The 14,672-nt window shown below is 34.4% G+C and carries 15 protein-coding genes and 2 pseudogenes; 7 read left to right on the forward strand and 10 right to left on the reverse strand.

The genetic code is table 11. From position 1 onward, the window contains the following. The first annotated feature begins 46 nt into the window (after positions 1-46). Positions 47-727 carry a YdeI/OmpD-associated family protein gene (locus ACTQ5K_RS00105; RefSeq protein WP_251627662.1) on the forward strand — a complete coding sequence of 227 codons (681 nt, stop codon included), beginning with the start codon at positions 47-49 and terminating at the stop codon, positions 725-727. 211 nt (positions 728-938) lie between these two features. Next, on the forward strand, positions 939-1,139 hold the full coding sequence (locus ACTQ5K_RS00110; protein ID WP_441131979.1) for an ABC transporter permease subunit: 201 nt from the start codon (positions 939-941) through the stop codon (positions 1,137-1,139). A gap of 84 nt (positions 1,140-1,223) precedes the next feature. On the opposite strand, the gene ACTQ5K_RS00115 is transcribed toward ACTQ5K_RS00110, so the two are convergent. From ACTQ5K_RS00115 to ACTQ5K_RS00140, 6 genes and pseudogenes are all read right to left on the reverse strand, one after another. Beyond that, a complete protein-coding gene (locus tag ACTQ5K_RS00115) occupies positions 1,224-1,406 on the reverse strand; it encodes a hypothetical protein (protein WP_154708676.1) in 183 nt (60 codons plus the stop codon). Next, positions 1,403-1,549 carry a hypothetical protein gene (locus ACTQ5K_RS00120; RefSeq protein WP_235252792.1) on the reverse strand — a complete coding sequence of 49 codons (147 nt, stop codon included), beginning with the start codon at positions 1,547-1,549 and terminating at the stop codon, positions 1,403-1,405. The genes ACTQ5K_RS00115 and ACTQ5K_RS00120 overlap by 4 nt, the downstream gene beginning before the upstream one ends. 136 nt (positions 1,550-1,685) lie before the next feature. Continuing rightward, positions 1,686-2,215, reverse strand: a pseudogene (locus ACTQ5K_RS00125) (UbiA family prenyltransferase). After that, the gene (locus ACTQ5K_RS00130) at positions 2,202-2,696 is read right to left on the reverse strand and encodes a hypothetical protein (RefSeq protein WP_328284038.1); all 495 of its coding nucleotides are present in this window, start codon (positions 2,694-2,696) and stop codon (positions 2,202-2,204) included. Before ACTQ5K_RS00130 ends, ACTQ5K_RS00125 begins: the two are co-directional and overlap by 14 nt. A 63-nt stretch (positions 2,697-2,759) precedes the next feature. Further along, a pseudogene (locus ACTQ5K_RS00135) lies at positions 2,760-3,122 on the reverse strand (UbiD family decarboxylase domain-containing protein); the annotation flags it as partial. Then, positions 3,007-3,648 (reverse strand): UbiD family decarboxylase domain-containing protein, encoded by a 642-nt coding sequence (locus ACTQ5K_RS00140; protein WP_235252794.1) that lies wholly within the window; start codon positions 3,646-3,648, stop codon positions 3,007-3,009. The pseudogene ACTQ5K_RS00135 and the gene ACTQ5K_RS00140, both read right to left, overlap by 116 nt. Positions 3,649-3,864: 216 nt before the next feature. On the opposite strand from ACTQ5K_RS00140, the gene ACTQ5K_RS00145 reads away from it, so the two are divergent. Further along, positions 3,865-4,158: a hypothetical protein gene (locus tag ACTQ5K_RS00145; RefSeq protein WP_251627658.1), complete on the forward strand. Its 294-nt coding sequence runs from the start codon at positions 3,865-3,867 to the stop codon at positions 4,156-4,158. Here the strand turns inward: ACTQ5K_RS00145 and ACTQ5K_RS00150 are convergent. Next, complete coding sequence (locus tag ACTQ5K_RS00150; protein ID WP_251627656.1) at positions 4,151-5,392, reverse strand: MFS transporter; 1,242 nt, start codon at positions 5,390-5,392, stop codon at positions 4,151-4,153. The two genes, ACTQ5K_RS00145 and ACTQ5K_RS00150, sit on opposite strands and share 8 nt — an antisense overlap. Before the next feature lie 53 nt (positions 5,393-5,445). Further along, the gene (locus ACTQ5K_RS00155) at positions 5,446-5,919 is read right to left on the reverse strand and encodes a hypothetical protein (RefSeq protein WP_251627654.1); all 474 of its coding nucleotides are present in this window, start codon (positions 5,917-5,919) and stop codon (positions 5,446-5,448) included. A gap of 187 nt (positions 5,920-6,106) precedes the next feature. Here ACTQ5K_RS00155 and ACTQ5K_RS00160 point away from each other — a divergent pair, with 187 nt between their 5' ends. The 4 genes from ACTQ5K_RS00160 (at position 6,107) to ACTQ5K_RS00175 (ending at position 11,764) form a co-directional block, all read left to right on the forward strand. Continuing rightward, on the forward strand, positions 6,107-7,297 hold the full coding sequence (locus ACTQ5K_RS00160) for a MalY/PatB family protein (RefSeq protein WP_441993130.1): 1,191 nt from the start codon (positions 6,107-6,109) through the stop codon (positions 7,295-7,297). A gap of 421 nt (positions 7,298-7,718) precedes the next feature. Then, positions 7,719-9,074 (forward strand): polysaccharide pyruvyl transferase family protein, encoded by a 1,356-nt coding sequence (locus ACTQ5K_RS00165; RefSeq protein ID WP_441993132.1) that lies wholly within the window; start codon positions 7,719-7,721, stop codon positions 9,072-9,074. 269 nt (positions 9,075-9,343) lie between these two features. Continuing rightward, on the forward strand, positions 9,344-10,696 hold the full coding sequence (locus ACTQ5K_RS00170; RefSeq protein ID WP_441993275.1) for a polysaccharide pyruvyl transferase family protein: 1,353 nt from the start codon (positions 9,344-9,346) through the stop codon (positions 10,694-10,696). A 207-nt stretch (positions 10,697-10,903) separates the two neighbouring features. Continuing rightward, positions 10,904-11,764: a hypothetical protein gene (locus ACTQ5K_RS00175; protein ID WP_031540444.1), complete on the forward strand. Its 861-nt coding sequence runs from the start codon at positions 10,904-10,906 to the stop codon at positions 11,762-11,764. Between the two features lie 134 nt (positions 11,765-11,898). On the opposite strand, the gene ACTQ5K_RS00180 is transcribed toward ACTQ5K_RS00175, so the two are convergent. Together ACTQ5K_RS00180 and ACTQ5K_RS00185 are read right to left on the reverse strand one after the other, a co-directional pair. Next, positions 11,899-13,842: an FtsX-like permease family protein gene (locus ACTQ5K_RS00180; protein ID WP_441993134.1), complete on the reverse strand. Its 1,944-nt coding sequence runs from the start codon at positions 13,840-13,842 to the stop codon at positions 11,899-11,901. Next, positions 13,829-14,593, reverse strand: a complete 765-nt coding sequence (locus ACTQ5K_RS00185; protein ID WP_441993136.1) for an ABC transporter ATP-binding protein — start codon at positions 14,591-14,593, stop codon at positions 13,829-13,831. The genes ACTQ5K_RS00180 and ACTQ5K_RS00185 overlap by 14 nt, the downstream gene beginning before the upstream one ends. Between the last annotated feature and the right edge of the window lie 79 nt (positions 14,594-14,672).

Raw genomic sequence — 14,672 nt, forward strand, 5'->3', positions numbered from 1 at the left:
TAGGTTTATTATAGTGTTCTTAAAATAAATAAGAAGGAGATAAAGAATGGCAAAAACGATTGTCGAAAAATTAAATTTAAAAAAATATAAAAAAATGGCGATTCTTAATAATCCAAAAGAAACTGATTATTTTTCAGGATTGGATGAGTATGATGATGAGCTACTATCTAAATATGATGCTATATTTGGATTTGTACTAGATATGAATGAGATGCGAGAAATGGTTGATACGATTATTCGAAAAGAATCTTTAAATAAGAAAGGCTATATTTTTTTAGCGTATCCAAAGAAAGGGAATAAAGTCTACTCAACATATATTCATCGGGATGAACTATTCTCGGGATTAAATACAGATTCAGAAGGGTACGTCGGGGAAAGTACGATAAAATTTGCGCGAATGGTTGGATTAGATGATGTATTTACTGTAATTGGTTTAAAAGAGGAAGAAAAAAAGAAGAAAGTAGCATTTTCCTCAAAAGCGAGCCAGCGTGTAGATGATTACATAGAAAAAATACCAGATATTGAAAAGGATTTAACAGATTCGCCGGAGCTATTATCCTTCTACCAATCCCTAACACCAGGGTATCGCAAGGACTGGGCGCGGTATGTATATAGTGCAAAGCAAGAAGGAACGAGAGAAAAAAGGAAAGCGGAAATGAAGATAATTCTTCAGTCTGGTTATAAAAGTAGGGATATTTATAAAAAAGAGTATGGAAGAGAAAAATAAGCATTTTTTCAAAAGGCGTGTTTCTTTCTTTTAAACACGCCATTTCCACGCCTTTACTTTTGTCGCATCAACTATTCGTATTTCTCCATTTTAAAAAAGTGCTTTCCATTAAATCAATAAGTACAAAAAGAAGAAAACCTACTAAGCTTAAGACGATAATTCCGCTATACATATCAAGGTAATTTATGCGCATCCAAGCGTCCATTATATAATAACCCATTCCATATTGATAGTTTTAATTATCGTTTTCCAAATGATTATAGCTGTTCGTGACAGTGTTAAAGATATTCCCAAAGAAACCTACTATATCCTTCGATGTCTTGGCACTCGTAAATGGCGAGAATTTAAAGAAATCACATTACCTGCTTCGCTTTCTTCTATACTTAGCTCTATTCGTATTGCATTAGGTTAATATCTTATTCCATTGTTTAGATTGACCCATCAATACACCAACTAGTAAACCGAAACATACAGAAATTGCTATCCCAACAAAAATTCAAACAAGACTATAGCCTAAATGAATGTAAATATCTTGTGATGCTAAAGAGTAAATATTAGAAAGAACCTCTATAGGTGCTGGCAATATTGGTTTGTTGATGATGAGAGAAACGGCATACCAAAGAAGGATAATGGAAATAAAGCCGAATAAGAAATCCTTCCATTTATCAATGATTTTCATTTTTTCCATTCCTTTGTCATGATATTTCGAATATCCGTTGCGATTTGTAAATACTCGATGGATGTTCGTTTGTTTTCAACCTTGTGAACAGGATTATCTAAAATGGTGATTATTCTTCCAGGAGAAGGAGACATAATCACCATTTTAGTCCCTAAATAAATGGCCTCTTCTATACTATGAGTAATAAGCAAGGTTGTAATATTTTGTTCCTTCCATATCTACAAAAATAGCTCTTGAATACTTTCCCTCGTTAAAATCTGTTTTATTTAGGAACATTGCTCAAGTAGATACAGACGCTGGCGTAAAGTCACCTAAATCGCCGGTAACCGCAATCCAAGCTCCCATTGGTGCAATGGCACAGGTCACTCCAAGAAAGAAATGGCATAGAAAGGTGAATCGTTTCGTGTAAGAATAGGCAACCAGAAAGATAAGTGCCCTGGAGAAAGTAATGCACATAATGGATTAATAAAGAAAGCGGAAAGGACCATTAGGACAAAACAGAAACAGGAGAATAGGATAACTTCTTTTTTTGACAATACTCCCTGAGGAAGCTGCCTAGATGCTGTTCGTGGATTTTTTGCATCTATTTCTGCATCTATTACTCTATTAATTGCATTTGCTCCTGTCCGTGCACTTAATAGTGAGAGAAAGATTAAGCCAATCTTCCAAGGAGGCAAAAAGCTATTTGCTGTAAGTTTGCTAGCTAGTATCATGGAAACTAGACCAAAGGAAAGAGAAAAAATCGTATACTGGAACATAACTAAGGTGCCGTATTGCTTCACTTTATGGAGGGCTTTAGTTAAGACCATATTCTTTCCATCTCCTTGATACAAACTCTTTCATCTCAGTAGTCATTTCAATGTCATCTGGCCACTCTCTTGTATGCCCTTCACTAGACCATTTTTTTGTTGCATCGACACCTAGTCGATAGCCTAAATGCGGCATATTGGAAGCATGATCTAATGCATCAAGTGGCCCTTCGCTAATGACTAAATCACGTTTTGCATCAATATTATTGAAGACCTTCCAAGCAACTGTAGAAAGATCATGTGGATTAATGTTTTCGTCTAGTACAATAATCATTTTGGTATACATCATTTGGCCAATACCCCATAAGGAGTTCATTATTTTTTCTGCATGACCAGGAAACCGTTTCTTTATTGAAACAATTACACAGTTATGAAACACTCCTTCCAGAGGAAAGTTATAGTTCACTATTTCAGGGTATTGCATCTTAATTAGAGGAAGGAAAATTCTTTCTGTTGCTTTTCCTAAATAACAATCTTCCATCGGTGGTTTCCCTACAATAGTTGTTGGGTAGATGGCATCTTTTTTATGTGTGATACATTTCACATGAAAGGTCGGATAGAAGTCTGCTAATGAATACTATCCAGTGTGATCGCCAAAAGGCCCTTCAAGACGAAGTTCTTCATTTACATCTACATAGCCTTCTAAAATAAATTCTGCATTTGTTGGAACATAGATATCATTTGTTTTACTTTTTACGAGTGTAACAGGTCGTTTACGCAAAAAGCCTGCAAACATCATTTCATCAATCATTTTTGGAAGGGGAGCAGTGGTAGCATAAGTTATTGCTGGATCACAGCCTAAAGCAACAGAAAACAGGCATTTTTCCGCCAAGCTTTTTATACTTCTCATAGATTTCTCTTCCATCTTTATGTAAGTGCCAATGCATGCCCGTTGTATTTTTATCATAGACCTGCATGCGGTACATCCCCATATTTTGTTGGCCTGTCTCAGGATCTTTCGTCATTATAAGTGGAAGTGTAATAAATTTCCCTCCGTCCTTTGGCCAACATTTTAAAATTGGTAATGTATTTAAATCAGGATCCATTTCTACGACATCCTGACAAGAACCTTTAGGGACTTTCAAAGGAAAAACATTAACTAGTCTACTAAGCTTTGGAAGTGCCTTGAATTTATTCATAAGCCCTAAATAGGTAGTCATGTCGATAAATTCGCCAATTTGATTTCCGATGATGTCCAAGTCATCAACTTCCAATGCCATATTCATTCTTTTATAGGAACCCATCGCAATTATTATGAGAGGAAATTTAGATCCTTTCACGTTATCGAATAAAAGAGCAGGACCATTTTGCTTGGAGATTTGGTCGGTTATCTCGGTTACTTCTAGTTCTGCATCCACCTCGACTTTTATCCGTTTTAGTTCTTGTTCCTGATCTAAAGCGGCGACGAAATCATGTAAATCTTTGTATGCCATAATACAACTCCTTCTAAAAAATAGCAAGTGATAAAAGTAACATAGTTTATCGGCAATTTAAAGACAGTCCATTCAAGTAAGTGTGACAAATTAAGGACAGTACCTAAAACTCTCGTAAAGGAAGAGGAGGTACTGTCCTTTCTAGGATAAGGAATGTTTTTAAAGCAGAAATCATAGTTTAGTATATATAGCAAATTTAAGAAGGAGAGGACTATATTGAAATTTGTTAAATTAGCAGATCATTTTTGGAATGGCATGACTTTGACTTTTGTAGATCATAAAGGCATTATTTATCCATATTTATTCTTTATGATTATAGCTTTTCTCTTTGAGATATTTCTTACAGTGCTAATAGGTATATCTATTTATTTCTTTTATCAATTTGGATATTCCCCAGAATTTTCTTTTTACATTGGATGTTGCCTTGTCTTCCTACTACTAGCTATGACAATCATTACAATTAAATCTATTTTTAGAAAGATTAATATGTATCAAAATGTTATTAAATGAGCTCTCTCTTCTTCCGTAAATAGTAGAATAAAATGACACAGCAAATGGAGCAAAGTAGGGATAGAAGTGCAATAAATCCATAGCCTGCCTGTTGTCCAATGACACCATTACTCGTATGGAACAAACGATTTATCCCTTCTATAATGACTCCAATCAGCAGGTTTCCGAGTACACTTGCAATTCCCATTAATGTAACTGTAAAGGTTATAGCTGTACCAGTTCCCTTTGGATACCTTTTTGCCAGCAATGCCATGACAGTCGGATAAATGGGAGCGATGCCAATTCCAGCGATTGCAAACAGAATGGCCCCTTTTTCTCCAATGATAATGGCAGCAAAACTGCAAATGCCAGAGAAAGCAGCAAAAATCATGATGGAAAGAGTATAGCCGATTCTATCTGTTAACGGGCCAAAGATTAGTCTTGAAAGCATAAAAAATAAGAAGAACATTGATAGCATGCCAGAAGCTGTTTCTATATTCCATGAATACGCTTTAATTAAAAAGTTAACTAACCAGCCTCCTACAGCTAGTTCAGACACTACCCCAAAGGAAAGTATCATTACAATGAGCCAAGCAACTGGATCCCTAAGTAAAATTCGATAAGATACATTCTCTTCGCCATTTGTTTCTTCTTCTGGAAATTTTCCGAAAAAAGAAGGGATGATAGGCAGAAGGGCTAGTAGCAATACAATAAAATACATCCCTCGCCAGCTTAATTCTCCTCCTGCGATGGTCCATTTCATCATCCAAGATGCAATAATTGGTGCTACCATCGAACTTAAACCATAGAAAAAGTGTGCAAGATTCATCATAAATCCTGTATTTTTTGTGAAGATACGAGCAGCCATTATCCCTAGGCCAATTTCAAGCATTCCATTTCCAATATATAAAAGGAAATAGGAAGAAGAAAGGGCAAAATATTTTTCAGAGAAATATAGACATATGCCAGAGACAGCCATTGATGCAAAAGCAACAATACCTGTCCATTTAATGCCAATCCTATTTGATAAAGCAGCTGTAAATGTACAGGCAATTAAATAGCCGAGGGAGTTGATTGCAAGCAAAAATCCTATTTGCGACTCACTTAAAAGGAAATCAGTTTGAATGATTGGAATGGCAGGTCCTTTCACATTTTCTGATAATCCGAAAATAAGAAAACCGCCAAAAATGACAATAAGAAGAAGATAGTAATTAAGCTTTGACTTTTCTTTACTAGAAGCGTTTAAGTGATCCATAGGCATCCTTTCTTTTTCCTAAATGTGGTGTGATATAAGGATTATGAAGATATTTATTTATGATATCGGGATTGACGAGATGGAAGATGTTCATTATTTTCGACAGTAGGACTGTCATTACTGTCTGATTGATTGTTTTTTTTATGAAAAATCTTTTTAATTCCTTTAAAAATTAAGGTGATAACTAGATATATTCCGAAAAAAAGAAGGAAACCGTTAATACCCGCCACAGCATCTGCGAACTCCATATTCCCCCGTCCAGTAATCCCCTGCTGAATTTCAATAGCAAAAACTAATACGAGGATGAGCGTAAAAGTATAGATAAAAGAAATGCTCTTAATGCTCCAGGCTGCTAAGCGTTTAAAGATGAATTGCACAATAAAGAATGAAATAATTCCAATGATACCAATAATCCATAAATGTAAGTCTTTATCTGTAGCTTGCCAGCCAAGAATAGAGGCAACGTCCATAATAATATCGTGGAGAATATTGACAATTTCAGCTATTATTTTAAAAAACTCTACCATTTTATGCCTCCTTTAAAAAGTCATCTTTCATCAAATTATACTTGACGATGGGAAAAAATAAAATAAGTAATCTATTATTCTATCCTTGAAATATCCTTCAAGTTAAGGGATAAACATGTTACTATAGGAGAAAAGATGTTCATTACAACGAACGGTTTTGGAAATTAGGAAGAGGATGGTGGATATTATGATTAACAATTTTGATGAAGTAGTAAATCGACGAAATACTTATTCCGTTAAATGGGATGGTGGAAAGATGATTAAGGAGATGGGATTAACAGAGCGTTATGATGAGGAGACTATTCCGCTCTTTACAGCAGATATGGATTTGCCTGTACCACAAGCATTAGTTGATGCATTACATAAAACGGTTGATAATCGCATCTATGGCTATTCCGTTTTTCCAGACGAATATTATGAAGCAATTCAGTACTGGTTCAAAAAAAGACATGATTGGAATATAGAGAGAGACTCTATTGTCTATAGTCCAGGAACGGTTCATGCGATTAATATGGCTGTTCGTGCTTTTACAGAAGCTGGAGATGGGGTAATTATTCAACGTCCGGTTTATCCGCCATTCACCTCAGCAATTGAAGAAAATGGAAGGGTAGTAAGAAATAACGCATTACTTAAAGACGAAGAAGGATACTATACGATAGATTTTGCTGATTTTGAAGAAAAGGCAAAGGAAGAATCAACAAAGCTATTTATTCTTTGTAATCCCCATAATCCAACGGGGCGTATTTTTTCAGTAGAAGAACTTACTCGCTTATATGAGATTTGTATGAAAAATAATGTGTTAATTATTGCAGATGAAATCCATGGTGATTTAATAAGGTGCAATCAGAAATTCACTCCAATTGCCAAAGTGGCAGAAAATAATGACCATTTGATTACTTGTACGGCGATCAATAAAACATTTAATGTAGCAGGACTTCATTGTACAAATTTAATTATTCCGAATGTAAAGCTACGAAATAAATTTAAAAAAACGATGGGACATCAATTAGCGTCTCCTTTCACTATTTCTGCGCTTATTGCAGTGTATAAGGATGGAGAAGAATGGCTAGAGGAATTAAAAGAATATATTGACGGTACAATGGAATGGGTGAAGGCGTACATAGAGGAACATATGCCAAAGGTAAAAGTAATGATTCCGGAAGGTACCTATATTATGTGGATGGATTTTGGAGGTTATGGAATTACTCCAGAAGAAGTACATGAACGTATTTATCATCGAGCTAATGTTTTGCTGGAGGATGGTAGTATGTTTGGAGAAGAGGGAATTACTTATCAAAGAATCTGCATCCCATCTCCAAGGTCCATTATTAAAGAAGCAATTGAAAGAATTGCAAAAGAGTTTGCGGATTTGAAATAAGAGAAATATTCTTTTTTTTAGGATCTGATACTAGAAGATACTTTATTTCAGCTAGTGTAACAGGAGAAACTGTGCACTTAGTTGAAAAATGATATCTTTTACAATCAGATTCTTTTTTTGCTGCTAAATTTTCAGGTTTAGATTTAATAAATATGGGGAAAGGGAAGATGGTTGGTTTTTTAAAATTGGATCTAATACATTTTTTAGTTAAGAAAAAATTAAGCTTCTCATTTTATCCTACAGATTAAGAAGGAAATTTTATAGATTTATCATTTGCAAATATACGATTGAATATATTAGTTGTACTACTGTATAAAAAAATGAAAAGTGCTAATGATGTTACTAGGTATTTATCAAGTAGGTTAGTAGTAAATGGAATAAATGATGTTATTAATTTTGTTTTATAGAAAGGGTTAGTAAAATGAAGAATATATTGATTAGAGCAGGCATGTCACCTCTAGATATTTTTGATGCATCTTACATACTAAACAATAATTCGATTGGCGGGAATGTTGGAAACCTAATATATCAATATAGTGTTTTCCGTACATTAATGACAGAGGACACAATCATAACGCCAGATTACTATGATTATGAACCATCCAGAGCAGATGAAATTAATGAAAAATATGACTGTTATGTCATTCCATTGGCAGATGCATTTCGGAAAGAATTTGTTCCGACGTTACGTAAGTACACACAATTAATAAAAAGATTAAAGATTCCAGTTTATGTTATTGGTGTTGGGCTCCGTGCTCCATTTGAACCAAAATTAAATGAGGGGTTTCCTTTTGATGAAGATGTAAAAGAATTTATTAAAGCAGTTTTAGAAAAATCAAATATAGTTGGATTACGAGGCGAGATTACATCGAAGTATTTGACTGGTTTGGGCTTTAAGGAAGGAGTAGATCATACTGTAATTGGATGCCCTTCTATGTATACGTTTGGCAGAGAATTGACTATTAGAGAAACAAATATTACGAAAGAATCTATGGTTTGTGTGAATTCTTCTCGATTATCGCCAAAAAACGTCCTCGACTTTATTACTAGGGGAATGCAGGAATATCCAAATCATTATTTTATTCCACAATGGCTTAAAGAATTAAGACTAGTACATTTAGGTGCACCAGCAATAGCGCCAGACAGCAACAATTATCCAGTTAAGATTTCTGATGCAGCATATGCGAATAATAGAGTACGTTATCCATTGAATGCGCCAACTTGGTTTGATTTTATTAGTCAAGCCGATTTAAGCTTTGGAGCTAGACTACATGGGAACATTACTGCAACTATATCTGGAACACCAAGCATCATTATTCCAAAAGATGCTCGGATGAGGGAGTTGGCAGAATATCATCAGCTAACACATGTGATGGCAAATGAAATTAATGAGACAACAAGATTATCTGACTTAATTGATAAAGTAGATTTCCAACAGCCGACAAAACGTCAAGCGGAGAATTTTGATAACTATATTAATTTCCTGAATAAAAATAAAATCGATCATATTTATAAAGAAACGAATCACCCGGCACGAATACCATTGGAAGAAAGATTGTCTAACGTTTCATTACTTCCATTAGAAGTACCAATTAGTGCTTGCGGTATTGAAGAAACGGTTGCTAGATGGGAGAAATTCTATTCAGGGGAATCTCCACAAATTAATGCATTGAAGAAGAAAGTAAAAGACAAAGACAATAAAATTAAAAAGCTAGAAGGACAATTAAATCGGAAGTCTGTCAAACTAGTATTGAAAGCTGCAAATGTATTTAGGTAAGGTTGATGCCGTATATGATTTTATTTAAAGGACATCCTTTTCATAAGTACTTCAAACAACTGAAGCAACAATCTTTTAGAATTAATACTTAAGTAAAAAAGATAAGCACCCATGTTAAACATTGAGGTGCTTATTTAAATTTGGATTCACTTTAAACGCTAGGTTTAAAAGGATTCTATCCTGTCAAAAATATAAAAATGCATGTCTTATAAACACAGGCTAAGTAGGACAAAGGTATGATAAAAAAATGTGGTGGGGAAGAAGCGAATATGAAAAAAATATTAATAAGAGCTGGTATGTCACCCTTAGGACCATTTGATGCGGCAAAAATGATGATTGATAATACTTTTGGAGGAAATATTGGAAACTTAATCTATCAATTCAGTGTGTTTCGGACTTTGATGACAGAAGATACGATTATTACACCAGATTATTATACATATGGCCCTGAGAGAGCAGAGGAAATAAATGCAAATTATGATTGCTATGTTATCCCATTAGCGGATGCCTTTCGGAATGAATTTATTCCATCCCTTAGACGATATACGAAATTAATCAACAAGCTAAAAATCCCAGTTATTGTAATTGGCGTTGGATTAAGAGCTCCTTTTGAGCCAAAGCTAAATGAAGGTTTTCCGTTCGATAAAGATGTGAAAAATTTTGTTCAAGCTGTTTTAAAGAAATCATCTATAATTGGTGTCCGTGGAGAAATTACAGCAAAATATCTAACCCGTTTAGGTTTTCGTGAAGGCATTGACCATGTAGTAATTGGCTGTCCTTCCATGTATACCTTTGGAAGAGAATTACATATAAGAAACACGCATATAACGGAAGAGTCAAAAATCTGTGTTAATTCTTCTCGTCGTTCCCAAAAGAAGGTACTAGACTTTATTGCTAGAGGGATGGAAGAATATCCAAACCATTATTTTATTCCACAATGGTTAAAAGAGTTGAAATTAACGTATTTAGGAGCACCATCCATAGCAGAAGTAAGTAAAAAATATCCAATTAAAATGTCAGATCCTGTATATATGAACAATAGAGTTCGATTTTTCTTAAATGTACCTACATGGTTAGACTTTATGAAAGAAGCTGATTTGAGTTTTGGAGCAAGGCTACATGGGAATATTGCAGCAACGATTGCAGGAACCCCAAGTTTAATTATTCCTAAGGATGCTCGAATGAGGGAATTGGCTGAGTACCATCAACTAACAAAGTTAATGGCTAATAAAATAACGAGCAAGACAACCTTGTCTGGAATAATAGAGAAAAGTGACTTTCAAGCACCTACAAAGGTACAAGCTAAGAATTTTGATCACTTTATTGATTTTCTTAATAAGAATAAATTAGAACATATATATAAACATACAAATACACCATCGATTGTTCCATTAGATCAAAGACTGGCAGAAATTCAACTTCAACCTCCTGTACACCCAGTAAGTGGATGTAGTCTGGAGGAAATGGTAGAGCGATGGGAGCGATATTATCCATTAGAAAATAGCCAAAAAAATACAAGTACACCATCTATTACAAAAGACCAATTTAAGACAATGTTTATCGATATGATTGCAACAAAAAAGGAGAAAGCCTTCAAAAGGTTCTCGAAAAATAGGCAGTAGGTAACGAAAATCGTGGTGAAAATATATATAGCTATTAGAAAGTATTTCGGCTTCCTTTCTAATAGTTATATTTAATTATTCCACATAAAAAGATTTTTTTATAAAACACGACGTATTCTTTACCAATAGACAAAAGATAATATATAATAGAGAAGAAGGAATTCCACTTTTTTGTGGACTTGCTATATTTTTTACTAAATTGAAAGGATGATTTTTATTGTTATTCAACAGGCAGTACAAACCGAATTAATTAAAAAGTATTGGGAAATGTATGAAAGTAAGAAAGAGAGGCCGTATCTTGTAAAGCCTTCAATGCCAGTTATGTATTTTGGTAATAGTAAGAAGTATTTTGAATCCCCTATCCGCATCATTACTGTAGGTCTAAATCCGTCTAGGCGCGATTTCCCTGATCCTGACCCTTTCCAAAGGTTTCAATCAATGAAACGAGACCATCACTATCAATTCAATCAACAATATATTACTGCACTTGACCAGTATTTTGAAAAAGACCCATATAAAGCATGGTATGAGCCTTCTTTTGAACCGATTTTGAATGGATTAAATGCAAGCTTTTATGGTAATAAAGAAAATACGGCATTGCATACAGATATTTGCTCACCGCTTGCAACGAATCCTACTTGGGATAGTTTAAGCAAAGAAGCAAAGAAAGACCTTCAAGCTAGTGGCGTGAAATTATGGCATGAGCTTATCGAATACTTACAACCAGATGTTATTCTTATTTCAGCTGCAGGAGAACATCTATCAAAAATTAAATTTGAGACAGAAAGTGATTGGGAGACAGTTTATACGGTTCCTAATTCACGTTATTTAATAAATAGTAAGAAAGTAAAATTAGCGAATAAAACAGTGAATGTCTATTACGGCAGATCAGCAGAAATACCATTTGGCCAAGTTTCTCCAAGCAATAAGGTGAAGATTGGTGAATATATTAGGGTGATTGCTGAGAAGAAGGATCAGCCGATTGATTTTAGAGCATTTCACCATGCGGTTTTAGAATCGGAGCAGCGAGATAATCAACTTTTTGGCTGGAGTCAAGAAGCGAACTAATATAAAAAGGAATCAGACAGTTATGTTTGATTCCTTTTTGTATTTAGTAAAACCATTTAAAAATAAATCTTCGAAAATAGCCGGTTATTTTTTGCTCCAGTTATTGAACATTTTCTCCGCTTTCATAGCTAATACTACAAAGCATCGGCTATAATTTTTTTATAAAAAGCAACAGATAGAATCCCAAATATCGAATAGAGTACTGCATAGAGTCCCATTACGATGAACATGGGAGCCCATAATTCTGTCCCGAAGAAAAACCAGCCAGACTGAACAGCAAAATAACTATGAAGCAAGCCGACTAGTAATGGGATACCAAAGTTAAATAGCTGTTTTATTTTGATTCCATTTAATAAGTCATTCTGTGTATATCCTAATTTGCGGAGAATGGTATAAGTATATTTTTCTTCTTCTCCTTCATCCATTTGTTTAAAATAGAGAATACAACCAGACGTTATGAGAAAGGTAAGTCCAAGAAAACCGACGATAAACATTGTCAAACCCATCATTTCTTTTTGGGTTTGGATTCTATCATAGCGTGAAATAGAACTTGAATTTTCTAAAGATAGCTGTTGATAAAGTTTATTTGCAGCTGCGATTTCATGGTCCTTGTTAATATGAATTCCAATATATATATTAGATGGTGTTTGGATACTTTCATCCATATTCTTTTCTAGTAAATGAAAAACAGATGAGTCGACAATAACGGTTGGAAGTCCGCCACTAGTAAAGGTATAAGGGATAAGGAATAGATCCTTTTGTCCTACATAATTTAATGAGAGTGAGCTTCCATTGACCAAAATGGAAATAGTTCCTTTTGACTTTAGGTTTATAAACTTTTCTAATGCAGAACTATACCTAGTGAAAGCTACTTCCTCTTTTGATAAGCTAACACCCTTTACATATTCTTCGCTAATGACAGGCAATTGCATCTTGGTAGAATCTAGGGTGGATTCGCCTGGAATGTCGTTCAAGATGTCTTTTACATTGAAATCTGCTTGAATAACAGGAATTCTTTCTTCCTTATAAGCGATTTCTTGTTTATTCAGTAGCTTAGAGAATGCTTCGGCATCTTCTGAATGAGCAAAGGTGAAATCTGCTGGAACAGTTTCCTTCGCTGTTTTTTCAGCAGAATAGTAGGATATATAGCTTAAGCATAATAAGCCTATTGCTAGCGCCGATACAGATGTGATTATCGTTAATAAAATAGAGTTCGATTTCATACGAAACATAATACTAGATAAGGAAAGAACTTGATTAATATTAATGTAACCATTTTTCTTTTTGCGAATAAGGTTGAATAGAAAACTAACGGATCCCTTATAAAACAAATAGGTTCCAATTATTACAAGGGATAGAATCGAAATCATTGCCATAAATAGCATATTCATTGTTTGAAAAGAACCACTAAATAGTTTTGAAGAGATAAAATAGCCGCTAATAATAAAGACAATGCCAACAATACCAATGATTATTTCCCATACTGACATTTTCTTCACTCGTGCTTGTGTAGAAGAAGTAATACGGAATAAGGAAAGAATGGTTTGTCTTTTAATGAAAATATAATTCATTAACATAATGAAAACGTATATGACACAAAAAACAATGACTGTTTGCACTAGAGCCTCAGTAGAAAAGTGAAGCTTTGTAATGGCCGTTATACCGGTTACTTTAAATAGAATCATAACGGTTACTTTTGAAAAAGAAAAACCGATAAAAATACCAATAACAATTGATAGAAAGTATAAAATAAAATTTTCCAATGTTAACAAACGAAAGATTCTGCTTTTCGTCATCCCAATCAATTGGAACAGGCCAATTTCTTTTCCACGACGTTTAATGAAAATCGTATTGGCGTAAAGGAGAAAAATCGAAACGATAGCAACTAATAATACGCTGGCAGCTTTAATGGCAGCGGCACCTTTCATTGTGTTTCCGGCAGCATCCATGGATGGATCATACTGTAAGGTCACAAAGGAAAAATACAGTGCAACACTAAATACTAAGGCAAAAATATAAAGATAGTAGTATTTTATGTTTTTCTTGAGATTACGTATAACAAGATTACTTAAGGTCATTTTGCACACCACCCAAAATTCCTTGTGTTTTGATAATATCTTGGAAAAAGCTTTGTCTATCCTGATCTCCTTTATAAAGCTGTGTATATATTTGCCCATCTTTAATGAAAACAACTTTGTTACAATAGCTTGCAGCAACTGGATCATGTGTAACCATAAGGATTGTTGCACTTCTTGTCTGGTTCAAATGGCTTAATTTATTTAATAAATCAGAAGCTGATTTCGAATCAAGAGCTCCAGTTGGTTCATCAGCAAAAATAATACTTGGCTCATGGATGAACGCTCTTGCTGCTGAAGTTCGTTGCTTTTGCCCTCCTGATATTTCATTTGGATACTTATCCTTAATTTCATAAATACCCAGTTCTTTCGCTAATGTATCAAAACGTTGATGAGCTTCCTTGGTTGGTGTCTTTGTAATCGATAATGGCAAAAGTATGTTTTCTTTAACGGTTAACGTATCGAGTAAATTATAATCTTGAAAGATAAATCCTAAATGTTTTTTTCGGAATTCTGCTAACTGCTTTTCTTTTAGACGTGTAATTTCTTTCTCCACAATGCGAATGGTTCCTCCAGTAGCTTGATCAATGGAAGAAAGTACATTTAGAAGCGTAGTCTTTCCAGAACCCGATGCTCCCATAATACTGACAAATTCCCCTTTTTGGACGTTTAAGTCTACACCTTTAAGTACTTCCTGGCGATTTGCCTTATTCCCATAACTTTTATGCACTTTTGAAGCGACTAATATATCCATTTTTCCCACACTCCTTTAAATGATAGGTTCATTATATAAAAGGAATTTTAATCATTCCTTCTAATTGGCGAACAAATAA

This window comes from Niallia sp. Sow4_A1 (assembly GCF_052116745.1).
Classification (GTDB): domain Bacteria; phylum Bacillota; class Bacilli; order Bacillales; family Cytobacillaceae; genus Niallia; species Niallia hominis.